We start from the raw sequence: 25,282 nt of genomic DNA, 5'->3' as shown, positions 1-25,282 counted from the left end.
AGGTTTTGCACCTGAACAATTACCGGGTTTTGATGACCAGGCGATTTGTCTGTTTTACTTCTTCCATGACCACATAGGTTCGGGTGTCGTTAACACCTGGAAGACGAAGTAATGTCTCACCTAACAGCTTACGGTAGGCGGACATGTCAGGTACGCGGGTTTTCAACAAATAGTCGAAGTCCCCTGAAACCAAGTGACACTCCTGAATATCTTCGAGTTTTTGTACTGCCGCGTTAAATTGCTCAAACACATCCGGCGCGCCACGGTTGAGGGTAATCTCAACAAACACCAGCAACGAGGCATCCAGATAATGCGGGTTAAGCAATGCGGTATAACCATTGATGAAGCCCTGACGTTCCAGACGACGAACGCGCTCCAGACATGGAGTTGGAGATAATCCCACACGTTTGGAAAGCTCGACGTTTGAAATCCGGCCATCCTTTTGCAATTCGTTGAGGATGTTACGGTCAATACGGTCGAGATCTTTTCCCGGACGTTTTTTGTTGTCTACCATTATTATTGTCTCTCTGCTGTCCTTCCCTGCACCTGCCATACCCCAGCCAACTTCAATGTCTAAGGGTTGTCCCAAGCGAAGACCCGATTATTAAGGTTTACGCATCCCAAAGCCGCGTTGATCCCCTGTCAAAAGGAACACGACCGTAAAACGGATACTCAAAAGAAATAACCCTGCGAAATTAATAGATTGCATACAGCCAACCTGATTCACTAAACCCTGCTGCAACAAAAACGCAAAAAAGCAAGACCAGAACGGGTCCGGTAGCAGCCAATTGCATAAATTCAAGTCACAGACAGGCAGTTAATTTCTTCTTCCCCTGATGTTTTCGCAAATGCACAGCGGATTGTCAAAGTAAAAGAAGCAAAATCAGAAGAACGTGCCAACCTGAAAAGCTGATCCCCCCTTTTTAGCTGTCTTTTCTCTTTGGACAATAACAACTCAGTGCGCGAAATAATTCAGCCAAAACCCCACAACCTGCCGTGAATTGTGACTAAAAGACCGCACTCTGTTAAACAACATTCACAGCGACTGACATCACCGCCGTTGTTTTTCACGCTGTTCATCAAACAGTTAAGTGTCTGATAATCAGCAAAGGAAACCTTTTTACCCGTGTTTCTCTGTAAAAACTATCAGACAAATCGTTAACAACATCTGAGTTTGCTTTTTTTACTGCGCCGTTTTCCCTACAATCGGTCTATCGCTTGTCGCTACCGCGGAGATGAATTACGCATGAGTACGGTTAAACACAGTAAATTATTGATTTTAGGTTCTGGTCCGGCGGGTTATACCGCAGCAGTTTATGCAGCACGCGCCAACCTTAATCCGGTGTTGATTACCGGTGTTGAAAAAGGCGGTCAGCTGACCACAACCACCGAAGTCGAAAACTGGCCGGGCGATCCGGAAGGTCTGACAGGTCCGGGTCTGATGGAACGTATGCATGAACATGCGACCAAATTTAATACCGAGATTATTTTCGACCACATTAACAAAGTCGAATTGCAGAACCGTCCGTTCCGCCTCACCGGCGACAGCGCGAATACACCTGTGACGCACTGATCATCGCCACCGGCGCATCCGCACGTTATATCGGTCTGCCTTCTGAAGAAGCGTTCAAAGGTCGCGGCGTTTCTGCCTGCGCCACCTGTGATGGTTTCTTCTACCGTAATCAAAAAGTCGCAGTGGTTGGCGGCGGGAATACCGCAGTTGAAGAAGCGCTTTATCTGGCGAACATTGCCTCTGAAGTACACCTGATCCACCGTCGCGACAGTTTCCGTGCCGAAAAAATTCTGGTTGACCGTCTGAATGACAAAGTGGCCAGCGGTAATATTGTTCTGCACACCCATAAAACTCTGAACGAAGTGGTCGGCGATCAGATGGGTGTTACCGGCGCGAGCTTGCTCGACGTGCGCACTGACGAGAAATCACAGGTGGATGTTGCCGGTGTATTCATCGCTATCGGTCACAGCCCGAACACCGGCATTTTCGAAGGCCAGCTGGAACTCAAAGACGGCTACATCAAAGTGCAGTCCGGTTCCCACGGCAATGCGACACAAACAAGTATTCCGGGTGTTTTCGCCGCAGGCGATGTCATGGACCATATCTACCGTCAGGCGATTACGTCTGCCGGAACCGGTTGTATGGCCGCGCTGGATGCCGAACGCTATCTGGACGGTTTATCGCAAGCACCGGATTTGTAAGCATCTCCCCTTCTGTTTGCCCTTAAAAAGAGGCGGCGTGATTGCCGCCTTTTTCATATTTTCAGTTTGCGGTCTGAGCATGTAACATAAGCGCCCTCCCATCCGGATTGCTGCACAGACTGAAGCCTGATGAATAAAACACGACAACAAGAACTTACCCGCTGGTTAAAACAACAAAGCTCCCGCGCCAAAGGCTGGATCCGTCTGTCTATGATGCTGGGTCTGCTTTCTGGTTTACTGATCCTCGCACAGGCCTGGCTGATGGCCGGATTACTGCACAGCCTGATCATCGAGCACACTCCGCGTGATGCGCTGCTGCAAAGTTTCCTGTTAATGGCACTGACCTTTGTGTTGCGTGCCGTCGTGACCTGGCTACGTGAACAGGTGGGCTTTATCTGCGGACGCGTTATCCGCCAGGAAATGCGCAAACTGGTGCTGGATCGTCTGGAAAAACTGGGGCCTGCATGGATCCAGGGCAAACCGGCGGGCAGCTGGGCCAGCATCATTCTTGAACAAATCGAAGATATGCAGGATTACTATTCCCGCTATCTGCCACAAATTGCACTTGCCGGTATTATTCCACTGCTGATTTTAGTCAGCGTCTTCCCGATTAACTGGGCCGCAGGGCTGATCCTGCTGGTTACCGCACCGCTGATCCCGCTGTTTATGGCGCTGGTCGGAATGGGTGCGGCAGATGCTAACCGCCGCAACTTTGTCGCGCTGGCGCGTCTTAGCGGAAACTTCCTCGACAGTCTGCGCGGTCTGGATACACTTCGCCTGTTCCACCGCGGCACGGCAGAAATCGACCAGATCAAACGCTCAACGGAACACTTTCGCGCACGCACAATGGACGTTCTGCGTCTGGCCTTTTTATCTTCCGCAGTCCTGGAATTCTTCGCTTCCATCTCCATTGCGGTTGTCGCGGTGTACTTCGGTTTCTCTTATCTCGGCGAACTGAACTTTGGCAGCTACGGCACGCCTGTAACCCTTTTCGCCGGTTTTCTGGTGCTGATACTTGCCCCGGAGTTTTTCCAGCCTCTGCGTGATCTGGGCGCGTTTTATCACGCCAAAGCGCAGGCCGTCGGCGCAGCAGAAAGTCTGGTGACGTTCCTGAGTGCTGAAAGTGCCGATATGGGTGACGGTGACCAGAATTTCCCGGCCGGTAAAACGGTGGAACTGGAAGCCCGCGATCTGATTATTCAGTCGCCACAGGGTAAAACGCTGGCCGGTCCGCTGACCTTCAGTATTCCGGCAGGACAACGTATCGCCATCGTCGGCCTGAGCGGTGCGGGTAAAAGTTCATTGCTAAACGCCCTGCTCGGCTTCCTGCCGTATCAGGGTTCCGTTACCGTCAGCGGTATGGAACTGAAATCATTACGCAACGATGAATGGCGTAAACAGCTGAGCTGGGTCGGCCAGAACCCACATCTGCCCGAACAAACCCTGCGTGCCAACATTCTGCTCAATCAGCCGGATGTCAGCGATGAACAGCTTCAGTCTACCATCGACCGTGCGTATGTGAGTGAATTCCTGCCGCTGTTACCGCAGGGACTGGAAACCGAACTGGGCGACAGCGCGGCGCGTTTATCCATCGGTCAGGCGCAGCGAGTGGCCGTAGCCCGCGCCCTGCTCTCGCCGTGCAGTTTATTACTGCTTGATGAACCCACCGCCAGCCTCGACGCACACAGCGAAAAACGGGTAATGAGCGCGCTGAACGACGCGTCTAAAGCACAAACCTCCCTGCTGGTGACGCATCAGCTGGAAGACACCCGGGACTACGACGAAATCTGGGTAATGGATAAAGGCCTGATCGCCGAGCGCGGCTCCTTCGCGCAACTGGTCGCTCAGGATGGTTTATTCGCCAGCCTGCTTTCTCAGCGGAATAAGGAGCTGTAATCATGAAAATTCTTCTGCCTTATCTCGCGCTGTATCGCCGTCACTGGTTCCGACTGTCTCTGGGCATCATTCTGGCTATCGTCACTTTACTGGCGAGCATCGGGCTGCTGACGCTTTCGGGATGGTTCCTCGCGGCCTCCGCCGTGGCGGGTATCGCCGGTTTATACAGTTTCAACTACATGCTTCCTGCCGCCGGTGTGCGCGGGGCGGCGATATTTCGTACTGCAGGCCGGTACGCCGAGCGTCTGGTCAGCCACGACGCGACATTCCGCGTGCTCGCACATTTACGCGTGTTTACTTTCACCAAAATCATGCCGCTGTCTCCGGGCGGTATTGCCAGTTTTCGTCAGGCCGAATTACTGAACCGGCTGGTGGCCGATGTCGATACGCTGGATCATTTGTATCTGCGGGTGATTTCTCCGCTGGTAAGTGCGCTGGTGGTGATCCTGCTGGTGACGTTTGGCCTGAGTTTCCTCGATGTGAAACTGGCGCTGACCCTCGGTGCGATCATGCTGGTGCTGATGCTGCTTCTGCCGGTGATTTTCTACCGGGCGGGTAAACCGGCTGGCCGTGAACTGACGGCGCTGCGCAGTGATTACCGCATGCAGCTGACGTCATGGTTACAGGGTCAGTCCGAGCTGGTGGTCTTTGGCGCTCAGCCACGATTCCGCCAGCAACTGAACGATATCGAGCGCCGCTGGATGTTGCGCCAGCAGCAGCAGGCAAAACTGACCGGTTTGTCGCAGGCGATGGTGATTGCAGCAGCCGGTCTGACCGTGACGCTAATGCTGTGGCTGGCCGCGGGTGGCATCAGCCAGTTCCCGCAGCCCGGCGCACTGATTGCTTTGTTCGTATTTACTCCGCTGGCCGCTTTCGAAGCGCTGGGGCCGGTCGCTGCGGCATTCCAGCATCTGGGGCAAGTCATCGCTTCGGCTCAGCGCGTCAGCCAGATTATTGACCAGCCTGCCGACGTAACCTTCCCGACACAAGGTCCTGTTGCCGCTGAACACGTCAGCCTGTCGCTGCAAAATGTGAACTTCACCTATCCCGGACAACCGCTTCCGGTGCTGAAAAACGTCACGCTGGATGTCGGGGCCGGTGAACATATCGCCCTGCTCGGCCAGACTGGTTGTGGCAAATCTACCCTGCTGCAATTGCTGACCCGCGGCTGGGATATCACCAGCGGCACGCTTGAAATCAATGGCCATGCTATCGGTGCCTACGATGAAGCAACGCTGCGTAAGATGATCACCGTTGTCAGTCAGCGAGCACATGTCTTTAACACTACGCTGCGCGAAAACCTGCGCATGGCATCACCGGATTGCACCGATGAGCAGATCGCGGAAGTCCTGAGACAGGTTGATTTACATGTGTTGTTGGAAAATGAAGGCCTGAACGCCTGGCTCGGTGAAGGTGGACGTCAGCTTTCCGGTGGCGAACAGCGTCGTATCGGGCTGGCACGTGCTTTGCTGCATGATGCTCCGCTGTTGTTGCTTGATGAACCGACAGAAGGGCTTGATGCGGAAACGGAACAACATATTTTGGCTCTGCTGCACAAGCATTGTCAGAATAAAACGCTACTCTTAGTGACGCACCGGCTGCACGGTCTGGAAACTTTCGACAGGATTTGCGTCATGGAGGAAGGTCAGATTGTGGAACAAGGTGATCATGCGTCGTTAATTGCTGCACAGGGCCGGTACGCGCGGTTTTTGTCACGTACCTGACGTCGTAGTTGCCAGTTTAGCGGCGGCCCGTGAGTCGCCGGATAAGGAGATCTATGCGGTTAGTAAAGCTTGAGGCCAATTCGGTTAATTTTCCGGATCCTGAAACTGCCTTGCAGGACCCGAATGGCCTGCTGGCTATCGGAGGTGATCTCACCGCCCCTCGCCTGCTTTCCGCGTATCAGTACGGCGTTTTCCCCTGGTTTGAACCGGGAGAGATGATCCTCTGGTGGTCACCCGATCCCCGTGCAATTTTAGTTCCGGATGAACGTCACGTCAGCCGGAGTCTGAAACGTTTCATGCGCAAAATGCCTTTTCGTTTCACACTTAACCAGCAATTTGAAAAGGTCATACGTGCGTGTGCGATGCAGCGTGAGGAAGGTACCTGGATCGGACCGCTGGTTCAGCGCGGTTATCAGGAGTTACACGAAGCCGGACGCGCGCATTCAGTTGAAGTCTGGGAAGGAAATGAACTGGTTGGCGGATTATACGGTGTTTCTGTTGGCGGGTTATTTTGCGGCGAGTCGATGTTCAGTCGCCGTGAAAACGCTTCAAAAGCCGCGCTGATGGTTTTTTGCCAACATTTTTCCCGCAATGGTGGAGAACTGATTGACTGTCAGGTGCTCAACCCTCACACTGCGTCGCTGGGTGCGAGAGAGATCCCCCGCCGCCAATTTTTGCAGCAGTTATCCGAACTTTCGCAACGAGCGTTAGCGCCGGATTGCTGGTTGCCACAAGACTTATCCCCACATGATGAAGACCTGCCGGTGTTCCCGAAGGATAGGGAATAGGTGCGGTCATGGACCATACTTCTTTACATAATGTGGGTTTTTCGGCATTATCTTGCCGGTTAAAAACTATGGTAGTTAGACCTAGAGGATTCGATGGCCAAAGAAGACAACATTGAAATGCAAGGCACCGTACTTGATACGCTGCCAAACACTATGTTCCGCGTAGAATTAGAAAACGGACACGTAGTTACCGCACACATCTCCGGTAAAATGCGTAAGAACTACATCCGCATCCTGACGGGCGACAAAGTCACTGTAGAGCTGACCCCGTACGACCTGAGCAAAGGCCGCATTGTCTTCCGTAGCCGTTAATAAGCGGCTCACTCATCGCTGATTTTCCGGCGATACCTGAGGATACCCTTTTCGCCCTTCCTGCTGTTGCAAGGGCGTTTTGTGGTATCCGCAATCCGGCATTTGTTCCACGATGTATTCCCCTATCCTTTCTGAAATCCCTCACTAATTACTGCAATTAAATAAAGAATTTCGGAAAGAAAAAAGGCGATGTTTTCACATCGCCTTTTGTTTTTTCATCACAGATGAAAATTAATGCACCGCACCTTCCGGTTTTTTCTTCTGCGCACTCATGAAGTGATAAGTGAGCTTGTCAGCCGCTTTATCCAGAGCCACAGAGACGGAACCGCCATCCACCAGTGAACCAAACAGCAGTTCGTTGGCGAGTGGTTTTTTCAGGTTTTCCTGAACGGTACGGGTCATCGGACGCGCACCCATCGCACGGTCGTAGCCTTTCACGGTCAGCCAGTCGCGAGCTTCATCGCTGACTTCGAGAGAAACGCCTTTCGCATCCAGCTGCGCCTGCAGTTCAACGATAAACTTATCGACAACCTGCTGGATAACTTCCGTAGACAGATGGTTGAACCAAATAACGTTGTCGAGACGGTTACGGAATTCCGGCGTAAAGGTACGTTTGATCTCTTCCATCGCATCCGGACTGTTGTCCTGATGAATCAGACCAATCGATTTACGTTCCGTTTCACGCACACCGGCGTTAGTGGTCATTACCAAAATCACGTTACGGAAATCGGCCTTGCGCCCGTTGTTATCGGTCAGCGTGCCGTTGTCCATGACCTGCAACAGCAGGTTGAAGACATCCGGATGCGCCTTTTCGATTTCATCGAGCAGCACCACGGCGTGAGGATGTTTAATCACCGCATCCGTCAGCAAACCGCCCTGGTCAAAGCCGACATAACCCGGAGGCGCACCGATCAGACGACTGACCGTATGACGTTCCATGTATTCCGACATATCAAAGCGCAGCAGTTCGATATCCAGCGCTTTCGCCAGCTGTACCGTAACTTCTGTTTTACCCACACCGGTAGGACCGGCGAACAGGAACGAACCGACAGGCTTGTGATCCTGACCCAGACCGGCGCGGCTCATTTTGATCGCTTCAGTCAGCGCTTCAATCGCAGGATCCTGTCCGAAGACCAGCATTTTCAGACGGTCGCCCAGATTTTTCAGCACATCGCGGTCTGTCGCAGACACAGTTTTTTCCGGAATGCGGGCAATACGCGCCACAACGCTTTCAATATCGCTGACGTTAACGGTTTTCTTGCGTTTGCTGACCGGCATTAACCGGCTGCGCGCGCCCGCTTCGTCGATGACGTCGATGGCTTTGTCCGGCAGATGACGGTCATTGATATATTTGACCGACAACTCAACCGCCGCACGCACCGCTTTCGCGGTGTAACGCACATCGTGATGCGCTTCGTATTTGGTTTTCAGGCCGTTAATGATCTGAACCGTTTCTTCCACGCTTGGCTCAGTAATATCAATTTTCTGGAAGCGACGTGCCAGAGCACGGTCTTTCTCGAAGATATTGCTGAATTCCTGATACGTGGTGGAACCGATCACGCGGATTTTCCCGCTGGAAAGCAATGGTTTGATGAGGTTTGCGGCATCCACCTGACCGCCTGATGCCGCACCGGCACCAATGATCGTGTGAATTTCATCAATAAACAGGATGCTGTTCTTATCCTGCTCCAGCTGTTTCAGCAGAGATTTGAAACGTTTTTCGAAATCACCGCGGTATTTAGTGCCCGCCAGCAACGAACCGATATCCAGAGAATACAGGGTGCAGTCGGCCATCACTTCCGGCACATCGCCCTGCTCGATTCGCCATGCCAGACCTTCGGCAATCGCGGTTTTACCCACGCCGGATTCACCCACCAGCAGCGGGTTATTCTTACGGCGACGGCAGAGCACCTGAATGGCGCGCTCCAGTTCTTTGTCACGGCCAATCAGCGGATCAATACCACCTACACGCGCTAACTGGTTGAGATTAGTGGTGAAGTTCTCCATACGATCTTCCCCCGCCGACTGCTCTTCGTTAACTGGGTTTTCCGCATTGTTTTGCGCCTGGCTGCCCGATTCATCTTTACGGGTGCCATGCGAAATAAAGTTCACCACATCAAGGCGGCTGACGTCATGTTTGCGCAGGAGATAGGCTGCCTGAGATTCCTGTTCGCTGAAAATCGCGACCAGAACGTTAGCGCCCGAGACTTCGCTGCGGCCAGAAGATTGCACGTGGAATACCGCACGTTGCAGAACGCGCTGGAAACTCAGCGTAGGCTGGGTGTCACGTTCCTCTTCACTGGCGGGTAAGGTGGGTGTGGTTTGCTCGATGAAGGCTTCCAGCTCCTGGCGTAATGCCACCAGATCGACTGTACAAGCTTCAAGCGCTTCACGGGCAGCAGGGTTGCTGAGCAACGCCAGCAACAGGTGCTCCACGGTCATAAACTCATGCCGGTGCTCACGGGCTCTTGCGAAAGCCATGTTGAGACTGAGTTCAAGTTCTTGATTGAGCATAGGCACCTCCCAAATAGATTGCCTTAATCAGGCTTTTTCCAGCGTACACAGCAACGGATGCTCATTCTCCTTGGCGTACTCATTTACGTGTGCGACCTTGGTTTCGGCGACTTCGGCTGTATAAACACCGCATATCGCTTTGCCTCTGTAGTGCACCTGGAGCATCAGTTGCGTTGCACGTTCAATATCATAAGAAAAGAACTTTTGCAGAACGTCAATCACAAATTCCATTGGAGTGTAATCGTCGTTGTTTAATATAACTTTATACATAGATGGCGGTTTTACCTCATCCTTTTGCTTATCCGCCGCCAAATGTTCAAAATTTAGCCAGTCTTGATTATTGCCCATTGCCTGTTCATCACCTGTGAAGATCGTATCGGAAGCCAAATACACAAGCATGAAGGCTTTCTGCAGAGCCTCACGCCGTTATTACCGTATTTTACCATCTCTGGCCTCACCTTGCCGCTGCACAAAATGTCTTACGTGCAACAGATAACGCGGATGAAAATTTAACAAAATATGTCAATAGCGTTACCTGCTTCAAACTTTGGTTATCTGCTCCCCCGGGACAAATGCCGTTTCCTTGACGTCTTTCTCTATTCCACTAGAGTGTAAATTCGTGAGCCGGACGGGGTTTAAACCGGCCTGAACAGGCGCTTATCGCCGACGTTCTGGCCTACGTGCTCACTCAACTGGCTTTATCTATTTACTACCAGACTAGTCATGAGAGGGATGTAGAAGCATGCAGACGGGTACGGTTAAATGGTTCAATAATGCTAAAGGCTTTGGCTTCATTTGCCCGCAAAATGGCGGTGAAGACATCTTCGCTCACTACTCCACAATACAGATGGAGGGTTACCGGACTTTAAAAGCCGGCCAGCAGGTCAATTTCGACGTTCATGAAGGCCCAAAGGGGAATCATGCCAGCCTCATTATTCCAGTGGAAAGTGAAGCGGTCGCCTGACCGGTTCAGCATCACGTATCAGATAACACGTCTACTGCAAATGCCGGTCACTCACTGACTGGCATTTTTATTTATGGGGGAGAATGGCTCAGGCTTCAAGCCCTCTTTACGAAAATAAAGTACATTTTTTAGACACCAATTGCTAAGACACGACATAAACAAAATCAAATCTAAACACAATCTCAACAAATCACGTTCAATTTCTCCATACTTTTCCCCGTTGCACAGTCGTTTATGCAGCTCCTGTTGAAATATCGGTAACAAAAACCCGGTTGCAAATAACAGGTAAAGACCATGACGACTCTCCATTATCCTGGCGTAGAAAAAGCCCCGCTTTCAGGCTTGCAGTTGATGAAGGCACTCCTCACCAACCGCATCACGCCGGGGCCGTCCTGGAAATTACCGCGCTATCGCCTTAAATTCCTTTTCCGCACGCTGAAGCAGCCGCGCAGAACGTTTGCACTGCTCGATTATCTGGCGCAGCATCCGCAACGTGATGAAATTCTGTTGGCAATGCCCGGCCTGCCAGCGAAATTACATCGCACCTATCAGGCAGCCAATATCAATCAGGCTCAGGCCCTGAAGCGGATCACCGATCATTACGATATGATCCAGGACTGCCTGCCGGACGCCATTAATCACGGCTATCTGAATAAAAAACCGATGGCGATTGCCACCCTGACCGGTAAAGAAGATCAGCGTTATGCCATCACCTTTAACGCCGTCAGCCGTCTGGATAAAGAAGGCGAAGCGACGCTGTCCTTCAATAATCCGCAGGGAGAACCGATTGCTATCGTGACGTTCTCTTTTATTGAGTATCAGGGTCAGCCGACGCTGTTTATTGGCGCATTGCAGGGGCCGCGCGCCCATGTGGATCACCAGGAAATTCAGACAGCTACTAAAGCCTGCCATGGGTTGTTCCCGAAACGTCTGGTGATTGAAGCGCTGACAACGCTGGCGGATGTAACAGGCATGACGCAACTGATTGCCGTCGGCAACCACACGCATATTTATGAGGATCCGCGTTACAAAAAACGTAAAGGGATGGTGTATGCCGATTACGACAGCTTCTGGGAAACGCTGGATGCCAAACAGGGCGAAGACGGTTATTTCCATCTGCCGCGTCAGATTGCGCACCGCCCGCTGGAAGAAATCGCCAGTAAACGCCGTTCCGAGTACCGCCGCCGTTATCTGCTGTTAGATGACCTGGAAAGCCAGATCCGCCAGACATTCACCAGCGGACACGGCAATCCGGTTACTGTCGCCCAAACTCAGGCTGCTTAATCGGCTCTCCCGCGCGCCAGCCAGGCCACGCGGGAAAACATCTGTCGCAGCAACGGGGGAATCGATGAGGTTCCCCGCAAAGATGCCGCCATCGCCACGTCTATTGCCAGATCCGGCTTCGAACTGCGGTGAACAGCTTTATCAAGAATGCGCCTTGGCGACATTGGCGCGTTATCCGGTATTCCCGCATTCTTGCGGTAAACATCTTCAAAACCCTCGCGATACAAAAAATATTCAATGTCCTGTGCAGGTAAGGCCGTCAGCCGGTAACGCAACGTATCTTCATGGCTTTCCACATTAGCCATCACCGTCGCCGCGTATTTTCGCCCCGCTTCATCACCATCGACCAGCGCATGCCATTCAATACCCATTTGCCGGGCAAAACGCAGCAACGGCTTAAGCCCGCACTGCGCAAACTCAATGACCTTGATCCCTTCAGATTCAAAATGATAACCACATTGCCGCGCCAGCTGATTCAGCAACCAGACTTCCGTTTCCCCTTCAACCAGCAACCAGCAACGGGCGAACAAAGAAGACGGCCGGTTGAAGCGAATATGAAACGCAATGCGGCGGCTGTCTTCCAGACTCAGCCCTTCCGGACCAATGCCATACGCGGCCACGCGACCGGATTCACGCACCAGACGACAAATTTGTTCGACCGGTACCAGGGAAAGCAAATCGCCAGAATTGGTGGTGGTGATCCGCTGCAACGGCAGCTGATCCAGCAGGCCCCACGCCACAGAAAGCATGATCGGATGCAGGCGGGTTTCGGGGTCTTCGATAAGCAACAGCGGTCTGGCATCGGGATGCAACACCACTGATCCTTTAGCCTGTAACAGCGTCGAGAACATGCCAAGCAGCATCACCCGCATACTGCGGCTGTTGGGTTCGGCAATCATACGGTTGATGTTATCCAGAGAACGCCATGCCCGGCGGCTTTCTGCGCGGCCATGACGTTTTTGCTGCCACGGCACACTGTTCGATGTCCCCTGCTCGGCAAAATAATGTTCCAGCAACTGCTGCATCGCCGAAAGCCCGCTGCGCAGTTCGCTGTTTTTCAGCGTCTGCGGGCTGTGGACCAGCTCCCGTGTCAGTTCATCCAGTTGTTTTGCCAGTTCTTCGTTATTAGCCGCCAGCCGTGGCGCCAGTGTTTCACTGCGCAGACGGCGGATAAAACGCGCATCGCGTAAACGTAATACCGGATTGAGGCGGATCAAAGCCTGCGCCAGCGGATCAATCGTCGTCAGATTTAAAGGCTGACCGCTGGACGACAGGAAGCTGCGCAGCGTCATGACGCTGCCATCGTCGTCAAGTTCGCCTTCCAGTCGGTAATAAATCCGGTTGAGTTTGTCAGCACATTTCACCCAAAGCGGTGAGAGTGAATTAAACCGCGGCGACATATGATGACCGGCCTGATTCTCACAGAACGTAAATACCACGTGCAGGTACTGGGATTTGGATTCCTCCTCGCCGGCGGGGAAATAGAAATCCTCTTCTTTAAAGCAGTACAGTTTGGGTTCCGGGGAAAGCAGCAGAGTTAACGCGTCGAGCAGACTGGATTTACCCCAGGCATTCTCACCGATGAGAACGGTGTTGGTCGGAAAGGATTCGCCCTCCCCCTGTCGGGAGGCGCCGGTAATCGATGCGCCACGTTGAGCGGGCTGTGTCAGCGTTAAAGACAGGCGGTTAATCCCGCGAAAACCGACAATATCAATACGTTCCAGATACATCAGACGCCTCCTGTGCGCTCAAAACTTTCCTGAGCATGGCGTTAAAAAATGGTTCAGGTCAAGCGTGCAAAGATATCTCTGCGTGCCGAAGCTGCTTTACAGTCAGATAACTTTTCGTTAGCGTGGCGGGCGGCCTTTTCTGCGCCGCGTTCCACTTATGGGATCTCACTTTTCAGGGACTTTTGCATCATGTATTCCGGGCTGTTAATTATTCTCCTGCCGCTGATCGCCGGCTACCTTATTCCGCTAAAAAACCGGCCCCTGCTGCATATTGTTAATCAGTTGCTGAGCTGGATGGTGTACGTCATCCTTTTCATTATGGGCATCAGTCTGGCTTTCCTCGATAATCTCAGCACAAATTTACTGCTGATTTTCAAATATGCGGCAGTGTGTTTCCTGTGCATTTTTGTGATGAATTACGCTGCGCTGTGGCTGCTTGAACGCCGCCGTCCGTGGAAATCAGAGCACAAACAGGAAAAACTGCCGTCGCGTATTCACATGGCGCTGGAATCGTTGAAGTTATGCGGTGTGGTGATCGGTGGTTTCGCGCTCGGCCTGACCCAATGGCACTGGCTGACCTTCGCCTCGCAGGCAAGCGAAATTGCGCTGTTATTCCTGCTGGCACTGGTCGGTATACAGCTTCGCAACAGCAGCATGACGCTGCGACAGATTATCCTTAACCGTCGCGGAATGATGGTCGGGGTGGTGGTCGCCGTCAGTGCGTTAGCCGGTGGTGCAATCGCCGCGTTATTGCTCGGCCTGCCGCTGAAAACCGGTCTGGCGCTCGCCTCCGGCTACGGCTGGTATTCGCTTTCCGGCATTGTGCTTACCGATTCTTTTGGCCCGGTGATCGGCAGCGCCGCGTTCTTTAACGATCTGGCCCGCGAACTGTGCGCCATTATGCTGATCCCGACGCTGGTGCGTACCAGCCGCTCGACGGCGCTCGGCTTGTGCGGTGCCACGTCAATGGACTTCACCCTGCCGGTGCTACAGCGCAGTGGCGGCCTGGATATGGTTCCGCCCGCCGTCGTTCATGGATTCGTATTAAGCCTGATAGCGCCTGTGCTGATGGCATTCTTCTCCGCCTGACACATGTTTTCCCGCTGCTTTCCGGCAGCGGGCACTCCCCTGTAAAACTTGCGATAAATCAATTCCCCTTCACTTAGTCTTAAAAACCCCTTCATTTCTGTCCCTGCCAGTTTTAGGCTTGCATTAAAACAAGCATTTTAAATGCAACTTTAAAAAGGACCTCATGATGTTTTGTGTGCAATGTGAACAAACAGTCCGTACCCCGGCGGGCAACGGCTGCGCTTATGCGCAGGGAATGTGTGGCAAAACGGCAGAAACCTCTGATTTACAAGACTTACTGGTCGCCGTGCTCGAAGGCCTGTCCGCCTGGGCGCTGACCGCACGAGGCTACGGGATTATCGATGAAGAGATCGACAGCTTCGCGCCCCGCGCCTTTTTCTCCACCCTGACTAATGTGAATTTCGACTCTGACCGCATCGTCGGCTATGCCCGTGAAGCCATTATCCACCGTGAATCTCTGGCCGTGCGTTGCCGCCTGATGGATCCGCAAATCACCGTCAGCCATCCGCTGGCAGCGCTGGAACTGGTCAGCGATAGCCTCCACGAGCTGCAACAACAGGCGCAGCAGTTTGCGCTGAACGGCGACAAAGCGCAGATTGGCGATGACATTCATGGCCTGCGGATGCTGTGTTTGTACGGCCTGAAAGGTGCAGCGGCATACATGGAGCACGCGCACGTTCTGAGTCAGTCTGACCCCGCTATTTACGCCGAATATCACCGTCTGATGGCGTGGCTCGGCACGCAGCCAGCGGACATGGGGGAACTGCTCGCAAACGCGATGGCAATCGGCAAAATGAACTTTGGTGTGATGGAAATTCTGGATAAGGGCGAAACCGATGCCTATGGTCACCCTCAGCCGACCAACGTCAATGTCCGTCCGCTGGCGGGTAAAGCGATTCTGATTTCAGGCCATGACCTGAAAGATTTGCAGATGCTGCTCGAGCAAACCGCCGATACCGGCATCAATATTTATACCCACGGCGAAATGCTGCCTGCCCACGGTTATCCGGAACTGAAAAAATTCCCGCATCTGGCCGGTAACTACGGCAGCGGCTGGCAAAATCAGCAGGTGGAATTCGCGAAATTCCCGGGGCCGGTGGTGATGACGTCCAACTGCATTATTGACCCGAACGTCGGCAACTACGGCGACCGGATCTGGACACGCAGCATCGTCGGCTGGCCGGGCGTCCAGCATCTGGAAGGTGAAAATTTTGCGCCGGTGATCGCGCAGGCCTTGCAGCTTCCGGGCTTCCGTTACAGCGAAATTGAGCAGAAAATAACGGTCGGATTTGGCCGCCAGACGTTGCTCGGCGCGGCGGATACCGTGATTGATCTCGTCGCCGCTAAAAAACTGCGCCATATCTTCCTGATCGGCGGGTGCGACGGCAGCCGCGGCGAGCGCAGCTACTTCACCGATCTGGCACGCAGCGTACCGCAGGATTGCCTGATCATGACGCTGGCCTGTGGCAAATACCGTTTTAACAAACTGGATTTCGGTTCCATCGAAGGCCTGCCGCGCCTGCTGGACGTCGGCCAGTGTAACGACGCCTACTCTGCCATTATTCTTGCGGTCAATCTGGCCGAGAAATTAGGCTGCGGTGTGAATGATTTACCGCTGAGTCTGGTGCTTTCCTGGTTTGAACAAAAAGCTATTGTGATCCTGCTGACGCTGCTGTCGCTCGGCGTAAAAAATATCGCTACCGGTCCGACGGCACCTGCCTTCCTGACCGATAACCTGCTGGCAATCCTGAATGAAAAATTTGGCCTGCGCGCAATCACTTCGGTTGAGCAGGATCTGAAAACCATGCTGCCGGAGTAAACTGAAATGAATTTTCCTTTATTTCCCGATCAGCCGACCGCGCTGTGCCAGAACCGTATGCAGGTGTATTCCGTCACGCAGGAAACACCGGATGTCCGCACGCTGTCGCTGATAAATCACGATGTGTATCCGTATCGTCCCGGCCAGTTTGCGCTGGTCAATATCCGTCAGAGTGGCGACGTACAGCGCGCATATACGCTGTCTTCCACTCCGGGCCAGAGCCGTTTTATTCAGCTGACGGTGCGCCGCATTGAAGGAGGCGCAGGTTCAGAGTGGCTGAATGAGCAGGTAAAACCCGGTGATTATCTGTGGCTGAGTGACGCGCAAGGGGAATTCACCTGCGATACGGAACAGCCCTTGCTCTTACTGGCTGCAGGTTGCGGAGTGACGCCGGTGATGTCGATCACGCGCGATGTTCTGGCACATCATCCGGCGCAAAGCGTACAGGTGTTTTACAGCGTGCGCAGCCCGCAGGACATTATCTTTGCCAGCGAATGGCAGCAGCTGGCGGCGCGCTATCCGCAACTGAATCTGACCCTTCTTGCTGAAAATGGTGCACTGCCGGGGCAAATCGCAGGGCGTCTGAGTCAGGATTTACTGCAAAGCCGGGTGCCGGATATTAAGACACGACGCGTGATGATTTGTGGCCCCGCGCCCTATATGCAACTGGCGGGTGACTGGGCAAAAGAACTCGGTGTGGCGGCGGGCAACATCGTCAAAGAGCAATTTCAGGCGATTGAAACCGTGGTATCTGCCGATCAGCAACTGACGCTGACACGCCTGATGCCGTTACAGAATTACCGCGTTCCGGTGGGAACGACATTGCTGGCTGCCATGGAACAGCATAGTTTGCCGGTCACCGCTGCCTGCCGTGCAGGCGTCTGCGGCAGTTGTAAAACCCGGATACTTTCCGGCGATTATCAGACCACCAGCCGCATGACGCTGACCGATGAAGAAGTCGCCCAGGGTTATGTGCTGGCCTGTAGCTGTCAGCTTCAGGGTGACGTCACCCTCGCCTGATCACACATTAACTCACTGCCCGCACATGACTTTTTACAGTCTTCGCGGGCAGATTTACAAATCTTCACCTCCCTACCCCGCATATTTTTGTATGGTTTAAGGCTGAACATTCAAGGATGTAATCAGTGGACTATGCTTAATCCACTTATTTGAAAATTAGCCCTAAATCATTCGAGTTGGATCAAGGCGGCAACTGAGTGAATTCCCGGGAGCATACATAAGTATGTGACCGGGGTTCGCGAAAGCAGCCTACGCAGAGGCAGCTCGAAGGATGACGGGCGCACCGGAGGGACTATGAAACAAAGCGTAGCAGCATACCTGGCGAAAACTCTTGAAGCAGCAGGCGTAAAAAGGATCTGGGGCGTCACCGGCGACTCCCTGAACGGGCTCAGCGACAGCCTGAACCGCATGGGGACTATTGAATGGCTGGGCACGCGCCATGAAGAAGTCGCCGCCTTTGCCGCCGGTGCCGAAGCACAAATTACCGGTGAACTGGCGGTGTGCGCCGGTTCCTGCGGGCCCGGCAACCTGCATCTGATCAACGGTCTGTTCGACTGCCACCGTAATCATGTTCCGGTGGTGGCGATTGCCGCGCATATTCCGTCGAGCGAAATCGGCAGCGGCTATTTTCAGGAAACCCATCCGACAGAATTATTCCGCGAATGCAGCCACTACTGCGAGCTGATCAGTAATCCCGAACAGTTGCCGCAGGTGCTGGCGATTGCCATGCGCAAAGCCATTCTCAACCGTGGCGTGTCCGTGATTGTGCTGCCAGGCGACGTGGCGCTTAAACCTGCGCCGGAAGACGCCAAAATCAGCTGGTATCCGCCGGTACTGCCTAAAGTCACACCACAGCCGACCGAACTGGAAAAGCTGGCCGAACTGCTGAACGGTTCGACGAACATTACGATGATGTGCGGCAGCGGTTGTGCGGGTGCGCATGACGAAGTGATTAAGCTGGCTGAAACCCTGAAAGCGCCTGTCGTCCATGCACTGCGCGGTAAAGAACATATCGAATGGGACAATCCGTACAGCGTCGGGATGACCGGTCTGATCGGATTTTCTTCCGGTTACCACGCCATGCTCAATGCCGACACGCTGATCCTGCTCGGCACGCAATTCCCGTATCGGGCGTTTTATCCGACCGATGCCAAAATCATTCAGATTGATATCAATCCGGGCAGCATCGGCGCGCATTGTCACGTGGATATGGCGCTGGTCGGCGACATCAAATCTACCCTGACCGCCCTGCTGCCGCAGTTGCAGGTGAAGAACGAACGCAAATTCCTCGACAAGGCGCTGAAGCATTACGAAGAGGCACGTAAAGATCTCGACGGGCTGGCCACGCCGAACGACAAGCAGGCCATTCACCCGCAATATCTGGCGCAGCAAATCAGCCGCTTTGCTGCTGCCGATGCGATTTTCACCTGCGACGTCGGTACGCCGACCGTGTGGGCATGTCGTTATCTGCAAATGAACGGCCAGCGCCGTTTGCTCGGTTCCTTCAACCACGGCTCAATGGCGAACGCCATGCCACAGGCAATTGGCGCGCAGGCCATCGACCGTTCGCGTCAAGTCGTTGCGCTGTGCGGTGACGGCGGTTTCGCGATGCTGATGGGGGATTTCCTGACGCTGGCGCAGCAAAAGCTGCCGGTGAAAATCATCATTTTCAACAACAGCGTGCTGGGCTTTGTGGCGATGGAAATGAAGTCAGGCGGTTACCTGACTGACGGTACCGAACTGAAAAACCCGGATTTCGCCGCCATTGCCGAAGCCGCGGGTATCAAAGGGATCCGTGTCGAGAAAGCGTCTGATATCGATACTGCTTTGCAGGATGCCTTCGCCTACGAAGGGCCGGTACTGATTGACGTGATCACCGCCACCGAAGAACTGGCAATGCCACCGCAGATTAAATTCGAGCAGGCAAAAGGTTTCAGCCTTTACATGCTGCGCGCAGTGATCAGCGGCCGCGGCGACGAAGTGGTCGATCTGGCAAAAACCAACTGGCTGCGATAACCCTGACAGGGCTATAGTGCATGATTAGACAAACTCTCATATGCAGCCCTAAATAGTCCGGATTGAAGTAAGGCGACAAGTTTGCGAGTCCCCGGAAGCTTAGATAACTAAGTGACCGGGGTGAGTAAACGCAGTCAACGCATCAGCAATTCGAGGTATGTCGGGCATTCACCCAGAAGGAAGCCACGTTGATCGACTTACGCAGTGATACCGTAACCCGCCCCAGTGAAGCTATGCGTCAGGCCATGGCCAGCGCTGAAGTCGGCGATGATGTCTACGGCGATGACCCAACGGTAAACGCTTTACAGGACATGGCGGCAACACTTTGCGGCAAAGAAGCCGCGCTGTTTTTACCGACCGGAACGCAGGCCAATCTGGTGGCGTTACTGACGCACTGCCAGCGTGGCGAAGAATATATTGTCGGCCAGAAAGCCCACAACTATATGTATGAAGCAGGCGGCGCAGCGGTACTCGGCAGCATTCAGCCGCAGCCTCTGGACATGGACGCCGACGGTTCTATTCCGCTGGATAAAGTGGCCGCAGCCATCAAACCCGATGATATCCATTTCGCGCGTACCCGCCTGCTGAGCCTGGAAAACACGCACAGCGGCAAAGTGCTTCCGCTGGATTATCTGCAAAAGGCCTACGCGTTCACCCGTGAAAAAGGACTGGCATTGCATATCGACGGCGCGCGCATTATGAATGCGGCCGTAGCGCAAAACGTTGAACTGCGTGAAATTACACAGTATTGCGACACGCTGACCATTTGCCTGTCGAAAGGTCTGGGTGCGCCGGTTGGCTCACTGCTGGTCGGCAGCAAAGAGTATATCCAGCGTGCTAACCGCTGGCGCAAAATGACCGGCGGCGGTATGCGTCAGTCGGGCATTCTGGCAGCGGCGGCGATTTATGCGCTGGAAAATAACGTCGCACGTCTGAAAGATGACCAAGACAATGCGCAGTGGCTGGCAGAAGAACTAAGCAAAATCGGCGTTGAAATCGCAGAGCCCGGTGCGCAAACCAACGTGCTCTACATCAAACAAAGCGCGGAACTGGCTGCTAAAATGGGCCCGTGGATGCGCGAGCGCGGCGTGATCATCAGCGCAGGTCCTGTGACCCGCGTGCTGACGCACATCAATATCAGCCGTGAAGACCTGCAAAAAGTGGTCACGTTGTGGCAGGAATTCCTGCACCAGCACGCCTGATAGTCCGTTATGTCTGCGGCGGTAACCTGCGGGTTATCGCCGTACTTTCTGAATTCTCTCCCTACACTGACTGAGCAAATGGAAATGCCAATCTCGACACAAACTGGCCGGGTCGTCATTCTCGGTGCCAGCGGATATATAGGACAACACCTTACCGCCCACCTGAGCAGGAATGGTTTTCAGGTGACGGCAGCCGCACGCCGGATAGAGTGGCTGCAACAGCAAAAATGGCCGCATGTGCGCTGCTGTTTTGCCGATGTTTATCAGAGTAAAACACTGGCCGCTGCCTTTGAAGGCGCTGACGTGCTGGTGTATCTGGTTCACGCCATGACGGAAGATGATGACCTTCTGGAGAAAGAGCGGCAGGCGGCGCAGCATACCCTGCTGGCACTGAAAGACTCTCAGATAAAGCACATCGTTTATCTCGGTTCGATGCAGCCTGAAGACAATCACTCCCCGCATTTACAGGCCAGAAAACTGACCGGTGATTTACTGCGCATGAGCAATATTCCAGTGACCGAGCTGCGCACCGGCATTGTCATTGGCGCGGGTTCAGCGGCGTTCGAAGTGATGCGTGACATGGTCTATAACCTGCCGGTACTGACGCCACCTCGCTGGGTGCGTTCAAAATCCTCACCGGTTGCGCTGGAAAATCTGCTCAATTATTTACAGGGCATGGTGACATTACCGGCCACCGGGAACCGTATTCTGGAAGCCGCCGGGCCGGAGTACATCAGCTATCAGACGTTGTTTGAACGCTTTATCGCCATGAGCGGAAAACGCCGCTGGCTGATCCCCATTCCCCTGCCGACTTCTTTTGTTTCGGTGTATTTTCTTAGTCTGATCACGTCTGTTCCGACGTCGCTCGCAAAGGCACTGATCCAGGGGCTGAACCATGATTTGCCCGCCGACAGCGCAGAATTGCAAAGATTGATTCCCCAGGATCTTATCTCAATTGATGACGCGATCTGCAGCACGCTTGAGCAGGAACAAAAGCAGGTGATGGATTCACCGGACTGGGGATATGATCCGGATGCCCGTGCGCGCTGGCGTCCCGGTTACGGTTATTACCCGAAGCAAGCCGGTTTCACGCTGGAAACGTCCGCCTCAAAAGCCTCGCTTTGGAAAGTCGTGCAGCAACTTGGCGGTCAGGAAGGCTATTTTTATGCCAACGGATTATGGAAAACCCGCGCGCGCATGGACGATCTACTCGGCGGCGGTGTGAAATACGGTCGTCCGGATCGGGATTTCCTGAAAATTGGCGATAAAATTGATGGCTGGAAAGTGATCGGGCTGAAACCTCAGCGCGAACTGGCGTTGCTGTTCGGCATGAAAGCGCCAGGTTTGGGGCGTCTGACCTTCACCATCACCGATAATGGTGAAAGCCGCAGTCTGGATGTTCGTGCGTGGTGGCACCCTGCCGGATTCAGCGGTCTGCTGTACTGGTTCAGTATGATGCCCGCTCATCAGTTTATTTTTCGTGGCATGGCAAAGCGTATCGCCAGCCTGGCCCGTCAGAAAGATCGTTGCGGACGCTAAAGGGGGTTAATTAATCCGCTTTCGCACACAGCTTGCACCCTTTCTCATTGCAACCCGCACAATTTCACGAAAGAATGGCCCCCTTATTGCTCAGGGGTGCCAGAACTCCGACGCAGCAGACATTTTTTCTCTATTTCTGAAGGCATTGGCCTGTATATGAAGGTTTTGGTTACCGGCGCGAGCAGCGGTTTAGGGCGTAACGCTGTCGAGTTTCTGCGAAATAAAGGCATTAAAGTCAGAGCGACAGGCCGTAATGCCGCTATGGGCTCACTTTTGCAGAAAATGGGCGCAGAATTTATTCATGCCGATCTCACCACGCTTATCTCTTCGCAGGCGAAAGCGCTGCTGGCCGATATCGATACCGTCTGGCACTGTTCGGGGCTGATGTCGCCCTGGGGCAGCGAACAGGAATTCGAACTGGCGAATGTGCGCGCGACGCGACGTCTGGGCGAGTGGTCTGCGGCATATGGCGTGGAAAACTTCGTCCATATTTCATCGCCGGCCATCTATTTCGATTTCCATCATCATCGGGACATTCAGGAAGACTTCCGTCCGCACCGTTTTGCCAACTCTTTTGCGCGCAGTAAAGCCGCCGGTGAGCAGGTGATCCACACGCTGGCGATGTCTAACCCGCAAACCCATTTCACTATTTTGCGACCGCAGGGGATTTTTGGCCCGCACGATAACGTGCTGTTGCCGCGCCTGATGCAGATGCTGAAATATGGCGGAACGCTGATGCTGCCGCGCGGCGGTGAAGCGCTGGTAGACATGACGTATGTTGAAAACGCCGTCCATGCGATGTGGCTGGCAACCCAAACACAAGCCACAGAATCTGGCCGCGCATTCAATATCACTAATCAGCAACCCCGCCCGCTGCGTACGCTGGTCAAACAGCTGATGGAAAATCTGGATATCAAATACCGCATCCGCTCAGTGCCGTATCCGCTGCTGGATATGATGGCGCGGGGCATGGAGCGTATCAGCAAAAGCTCCCATAAAGAACCAGTGCTGACACATTACAGCGTGGCAAAATTGAATTTTGACCTGACGCTGGATACCCAACGTGCGCAGAAAGAACTTGGCTACGTGCCGGTGATTTCGCTCGATCAGGGGATTATCCGCACCGCCGACTGGCTGCGCGATCACGGTAAACTTCAGGGACTGCACGGTATCGGGCCAAAACGAGACTGACAAAAGTGCGACTGACCGCAATGGTCAGCCGCGCTGATCAGCTATTTGGATCCGGATACTGCTGCAACAATGCCTGAGCAATGGCTTCGGTCTGGGCATCCGCATTCCCGCGATAATCACTCTGCCTGAAATGCATCTGGAACGCTGCAATCACCCGCTTTTGTTGCTGCGGTGTCATATTATCGTCCACTGTATATCCGTACGCTTTCAGCAAGGCCAGTAAATACGCCTGATCCACCGGCTGTTGCGGATTGCGCCCCGCCAGATACTGCTTCACCACATTCGCATCCGGCCAGGCGCCCACGCCGCGTTTCGCCATTTCCTGCCACGGAAATAACGGCCCGGGATCGTCCTTGCGCTGCGGCGCAATATCACTGTGTCCCACCACATTGCGTGGCTCAATCTGATAACGTGCGACAATCTCTTTGCTCAAATTTGCCAGCAAATCAATTTGCGCAGGCGGGAACGGATAGAACTTTTTGCCGAGCAGATAATGGCTGTAGCCTTTGTTTTCCAGCTCGATGCCCACCGACGTATCGTTCAGATTGGTGCGCCCGCGCCAGCCACTGGCACCCGCGTGCCAGGCACGCATATTTTCCGGCACAAGTTGCCACGCCACCGGTTTACCGTCTTCCAGCGGCGGTTTTGCCGGAATAAGGTAATGCGCACTGACGTGCTCATCGGTTAGCGTATTTAATGCGTTGTGGAAATCTTCCGCAGTATAGTGGATGACCAGAAAGCGGATCCGCTGATCCGCACCCTGCGCCTGTCGCGTAGTTTCCAGCCGGAACGGTGCATCGTCCGGCTGTTGGCTGGCGTGCTGACAACCGGCCAGCATCAGTAAAGCGGCGGTTAACAGACCACGCCTGATACACTGGCCGATCATTTGCGATGCACAATGACAGCCGTACCGGAGACGCTCACCATCAGCATGCTGCTGTCTTTGCCCACGGTTTCATAATCGATATCAATACCGACAACGGCATTCGCGCCACGTTCTTTCGCCTGTTCTTCCAGTTCACGGAAAGCAATTTCACGCGCCTTGCGCAGCTCTTTTTCATACGCGCCTGAGCGCCCGCCGACGATATCGCGCACACCGGCAAAGAAATCACGGAAAATATTCGCGCCTAAAATCGCTTCGCCTGTCACCACGCCACAATATTCAGCGATAGTGAAACCTTCGAGGGTCGGAGTAGTTGAAACTTGCATGAGTATTCCTTATCAGTTGTCGTCCAAAGCCTGGCATTCATTTCATTTACAGCATAAACCATGCGTGCGGCATCGAGGTATCAGCCGGTGACTGATTTTCTCTTCGCCATGCATTAAGCCAAATCGGTTTTATACTGTATGGTAAAGAAAGTCATGGTGAAAATGTTCAATCTTTCAGTAAGGAATACGATGAAAAAGAAAACTCTTGTCGCCGCAATCCCGTTGGTGTTCATGTTAAATGCCTGCACCACGGTCGAACCTGCATACAAGGACATTGGCAGCCGTACCGCACCGTGTGTCGACGGCGGCCCGGACAGCGTGGCTCAGCAATTCTATGATTTCCGCATTAAGCAAGGCGGCAGCGGTTTACCAAACTCCAGCCAGCTTGCCGCTTACCGGCCTTACCTGAGTACGGCGTTGTATAATGCGTTACTCAAAGCGCAGTCACAGCCTAAAGTGGATCTCGCCGCCACACCGAATGAAAAAACTGGTAACGGCGCAGTCGACGGCGATATCTTCTCCAGCCTGTTTGATGGCCCGACGTCCGCTTCCGTGGACAGCGCCTCAACCATTCCAAACACTGACGCCCGCAACATTCCTCTGCGCGTGACCTTCACACATGAGAAGGACAAAGGCGCATCCACCAGCTGGAAAGATGAAGTGTTAATGGTACGCGAAGGGAAATGCTGGACCGTCGATGATGTCCGCTACATGGCGAATCTTGATTTTGCTTCCAGCGGAACATTACGCCAGGTTTTAGAACACCAGTAA

20 protein-coding genes and 1 pseudogene are annotated in these 25,282 nt (G+C 53.6%); 15 read left to right on the top strand and 6 right to left on the bottom strand.

All coding sequences use genetic code 11. The features are described 5' to 3' along the window. Positions 1-19: 19 nt before the first annotated feature. Positions 20-514 carry a leucine-responsive transcriptional regulator Lrp gene (gene lrp / locus UC15_RS04355; protein WP_013574775.1) on the bottom strand — a complete coding sequence of 165 codons (495 nt, stop codon included), beginning with the start codon at positions 512-514 and terminating at the stop codon, positions 20-22. 732 nt (positions 515-1,246) lie between these two features. On the opposite strand from lrp, the pseudogene trxB reads away from it, so the two are divergent. From trxB to infA, 5 genes and pseudogenes are all read left to right on the top strand, one after another. After that, positions 1,247-2,214: pseudogene (gene trxB, locus UC15_RS04350) on the top strand (thioredoxin-disulfide reductase). A gap of 129 nt (positions 2,215-2,343) precedes the next feature. Next, positions 2,344-4,110 (top strand): cysteine/glutathione ABC transporter permease/ATP-binding protein CydD, encoded by a 1,767-nt coding sequence (cydD, locus tag UC15_RS04345; RefSeq protein ID WP_112287296.1) that lies wholly within the window; start codon positions 2,344-2,346, stop codon positions 4,108-4,110. A 2-nt stretch (positions 4,111-4,112) separates the two neighbouring features. Beyond that, the gene (gene cydC / locus UC15_RS04340; RefSeq protein WP_112287295.1) at positions 4,113-5,834 is read left to right on the top strand and encodes a cysteine/glutathione ABC transporter ATP-binding protein/permease CydC; all 1,722 of its coding nucleotides are present in this window, start codon (positions 4,113-4,115) and stop codon (positions 5,832-5,834) included. A gap of 53 nt (positions 5,835-5,887) precedes the next feature. Further along, positions 5,888-6,622, top strand: coding sequence for a leucyl/phenylalanyl-tRNA--protein transferase (aat, locus tag UC15_RS04335; protein ID WP_112287294.1), 735 nt, complete (start codon positions 5,888-5,890; stop codon positions 6,620-6,622). A gap of 93 nt (positions 6,623-6,715) precedes the next feature. Beyond that, a complete protein-coding gene (infA, locus tag UC15_RS04330) occupies positions 6,716-6,934 on the top strand; it encodes a translation initiation factor IF-1 (RefSeq protein WP_002211347.1) in 219 nt (72 codons plus the stop codon). A gap of 231 nt (positions 6,935-7,165) precedes the next feature. Here infA and clpA read toward each other — a convergent pair whose 3' ends face one another. Together clpA and clpS are read right to left on the bottom strand one after the other, a co-directional pair. After that, a complete protein-coding gene (gene clpA / locus UC15_RS04325; protein WP_112287293.1) occupies positions 7,166-9,448 on the bottom strand; it encodes an ATP-dependent Clp protease ATP-binding subunit ClpA in 2,283 nt (760 codons plus the stop codon). A gap of 27 nt (positions 9,449-9,475) precedes the next feature. Continuing rightward, positions 9,476-9,796 (bottom strand): ATP-dependent Clp protease adapter ClpS, encoded by a 321-nt coding sequence (gene clpS, locus UC15_RS04320; protein WP_013574769.1) that lies wholly within the window; start codon positions 9,794-9,796, stop codon positions 9,476-9,478. Between the two features lie 394 nt (positions 9,797-10,190). Between clpS and cspD the strand changes: the two genes are divergently transcribed. After that, on the top strand, positions 10,191-10,412 hold the full coding sequence (gene cspD / locus UC15_RS04315) for a cold shock-like protein CspD (protein ID WP_015696601.1): 222 nt from the start codon (positions 10,191-10,193) through the stop codon (positions 10,410-10,412). A 294-nt stretch (positions 10,413-10,706) separates the two neighbouring features. Further along, entirely contained in the window at positions 10,707-11,696 is a 990-nt protein-coding gene (locus UC15_RS04310) for a VirK/YbjX family protein (protein ID WP_112287292.1), read from the top strand. On the opposite strand, the gene UC15_RS04305 is transcribed toward UC15_RS04310, so the two are convergent. Beyond that, positions 11,693-13,426 carry an ATP-dependent endonuclease gene (locus UC15_RS04305; RefSeq protein WP_112287291.1) on the bottom strand — a complete coding sequence of 578 codons (1,734 nt, stop codon included), beginning with the start codon at positions 13,424-13,426 and terminating at the stop codon, positions 11,693-11,695. The genes UC15_RS04310 and UC15_RS04305 overlap by 4 nt on opposite strands. A gap of 189 nt (positions 13,427-13,615) precedes the next feature. Here UC15_RS04305 and UC15_RS04300 point away from each other — a divergent pair, with 189 nt between their 5' ends. The 7 genes from UC15_RS04300 (at position 13,616) to UC15_RS04270 (ending at position 23,302) form a co-directional block, all read left to right on the top strand. Then, on the top strand, positions 13,616-14,515 hold the full coding sequence (locus UC15_RS04300; RefSeq protein WP_112287398.1) for a lysine exporter LysO family protein: 900 nt from the start codon (positions 13,616-13,618) through the stop codon (positions 14,513-14,515). Between the two features lie 166 nt (positions 14,516-14,681). Continuing rightward, complete coding sequence (gene hcp / locus UC15_RS04295; RefSeq protein ID WP_112287290.1) at positions 14,682-16,334, top strand: hydroxylamine reductase; 1,653 nt, start codon at positions 14,682-14,684, stop codon at positions 16,332-16,334. Positions 16,335-16,340: 6 nt separating this feature from the next. Then, positions 16,341-17,354 carry an NADH oxidoreductase gene (gene hcr / locus UC15_RS04290; RefSeq protein ID WP_112287289.1) on the top strand — a complete coding sequence of 338 codons (1,014 nt, stop codon included), beginning with the start codon at positions 16,341-16,343 and terminating at the stop codon, positions 17,352-17,354. A 294-nt stretch (positions 17,355-17,648) separates the two neighbouring features. Continuing rightward, the gene (gene poxB, locus UC15_RS04285) at positions 17,649-19,370 is read left to right on the top strand and encodes a ubiquinone-dependent pyruvate dehydrogenase (RefSeq protein WP_112287288.1); all 1,722 of its coding nucleotides are present in this window, start codon (positions 17,649-17,651) and stop codon (positions 19,368-19,370) included. A 188-nt stretch (positions 19,371-19,558) separates the two neighbouring features. Beyond that, positions 19,559-20,572 carry a low-specificity L-threonine aldolase gene (gene ltaE, locus UC15_RS04280; protein ID WP_112287287.1) on the top strand — a complete coding sequence of 338 codons (1,014 nt, stop codon included), beginning with the start codon at positions 19,559-19,561 and terminating at the stop codon, positions 20,570-20,572. Between the two features lie 84 nt (positions 20,573-20,656). Further along, positions 20,657-22,111, top strand: a complete 1,455-nt coding sequence (locus tag UC15_RS04275; RefSeq protein ID WP_112287397.1) for a DUF2867 domain-containing protein — start codon at positions 20,657-20,659, stop codon at positions 22,109-22,111. Positions 22,112-22,267: 156 nt separating this feature from the next. Further along, a complete protein-coding gene (locus UC15_RS04270) occupies positions 22,268-23,302 on the top strand; it encodes an NAD(P)-dependent oxidoreductase (RefSeq protein ID WP_112287286.1) in 1,035 nt (344 codons plus the stop codon). 37 nt (positions 23,303-23,339) lie between these two features. Here the strand turns inward: UC15_RS04270 and UC15_RS04265 are convergent, their stop codons facing one another. Further along, entirely contained in the window at positions 23,340-24,188 is an 849-nt protein-coding gene (locus UC15_RS04265; protein WP_112287285.1) for an N-acetylmuramoyl-L-alanine amidase, read from the bottom strand. Beyond that, positions 24,185-24,511 carry a heavy metal-binding domain-containing protein gene (locus UC15_RS04260; RefSeq protein ID WP_112287284.1) on the bottom strand — a complete coding sequence of 109 codons (327 nt, stop codon included), beginning with the start codon at positions 24,509-24,511 and terminating at the stop codon, positions 24,185-24,187. Before UC15_RS04260 ends, UC15_RS04265 begins: the two co-directional genes overlap by 4 nt. 189 nt (positions 24,512-24,700) lie before the next feature. On the opposite strand from UC15_RS04260, the gene UC15_RS04255 reads away from it, so the two are divergent. Then, entirely contained in the window at positions 24,701-25,282 is a 582-nt protein-coding gene (locus UC15_RS04255) for a lipoprotein (RefSeq protein ID WP_112287283.1), read from the top strand.

The organism is Rahnella sp. AN3-3W3 (assembly GCF_003263545.1).
In the GTDB taxonomy this organism is placed as follows: Bacteria; Pseudomonadota; Gammaproteobacteria; order Enterobacterales; family Enterobacteriaceae; genus Rahnella; species Rahnella variigena.
Note: the sequence above shows the minus strand (reverse complement) of the source record. Positions and strands in the feature narration are given on the sequence as shown.

Coding starts and splice junctions, on each gene's coding strand:
- lrp (WP_013574775.1), bottom strand. CDS start 514: ATGGTAGACAACAAAAAACGTCCGGGAAAAGATCTCGACCGTATTGAC.
- cydD (WP_112287296.1), top strand. CDS start 2,344: ATGAATAAAACACGACAACAAGAACTTACCCGCTGGTTAAAACAACAA.
- cydC (WP_112287295.1), top strand. CDS start 4,113: ATGAAAATTCTTCTGCCTTATCTCGCGCTGTATCGCCGTCACTGGTTC.
- aat (WP_112287294.1), top strand. CDS start 5,888: ATGCGGTTAGTAAAGCTTGAGGCCAATTCGGTTAATTTTCCGGATCCT.
- infA (WP_002211347.1), top strand. CDS start 6,716: ATGGCCAAAGAAGACAACATTGAAATGCAAGGCACCGTACTTGATACG.
- clpA (WP_112287293.1), bottom strand. CDS start 9,448: ATGCTCAATCAAGAACTTGAACTCAGTCTCAACATGGCTTTCGCAAGA.
- clpS (WP_013574769.1), bottom strand. CDS start 9,796: ATGGGCAATAATCAAGACTGGCTAAATTTTGAACATTTGGCGGCGGAT.
- cspD (WP_015696601.1), top strand. CDS start 10,191: ATGCAGACGGGTACGGTTAAATGGTTCAATAATGCTAAAGGCTTTGGC.
- UC15_RS04310 (WP_112287292.1), top strand. CDS start 10,707: ATGACGACTCTCCATTATCCTGGCGTAGAAAAAGCCCCGCTTTCAGGC.
- UC15_RS04305 (WP_112287291.1), bottom strand. CDS start 13,426: ATGTATCTGGAACGTATTGATATTGTCGGTTTTCGCGGGATTAACCGC.
- UC15_RS04300 (WP_112287398.1), top strand. CDS start 13,616: ATGTATTCCGGGCTGTTAATTATTCTCCTGCCGCTGATCGCCGGCTAC.
- hcp (WP_112287290.1), top strand. CDS start 14,682: ATGTTTTGTGTGCAATGTGAACAAACAGTCCGTACCCCGGCGGGCAAC.
- hcr (WP_112287289.1), top strand. CDS start 16,341: ATGAATTTTCCTTTATTTCCCGATCAGCCGACCGCGCTGTGCCAGAAC.
- poxB (WP_112287288.1), top strand. CDS start 17,649: ATGAAACAAAGCGTAGCAGCATACCTGGCGAAAACTCTTGAAGCAGCA.
- UC15_RS04275 (WP_112287397.1), top strand. CDS start 20,657: ATGCCAATCTCGACACAAACTGGCCGGGTCGTCATTCTCGGTGCCAGC.
- UC15_RS04270 (WP_112287286.1), top strand. CDS start 22,268: ATGAAGGTTTTGGTTACCGGCGCGAGCAGCGGTTTAGGGCGTAACGCT.
- UC15_RS04265 (WP_112287285.1), bottom strand. CDS start 24,188: ATGATCGGCCAGTGTATCAGGCGTGGTCTGTTAACCGCCGCTTTACTG.
- UC15_RS04260 (WP_112287284.1), bottom strand. CDS start 24,511: ATGCAAGTTTCAACTACTCCGACCCTCGAAGGTTTCACTATCGCTGAA.
- UC15_RS04255 (WP_112287283.1), top strand. CDS start 24,701: ATGAAAAAGAAAACTCTTGTCGCCGCAATCCCGTTGGTGTTCATGTTA.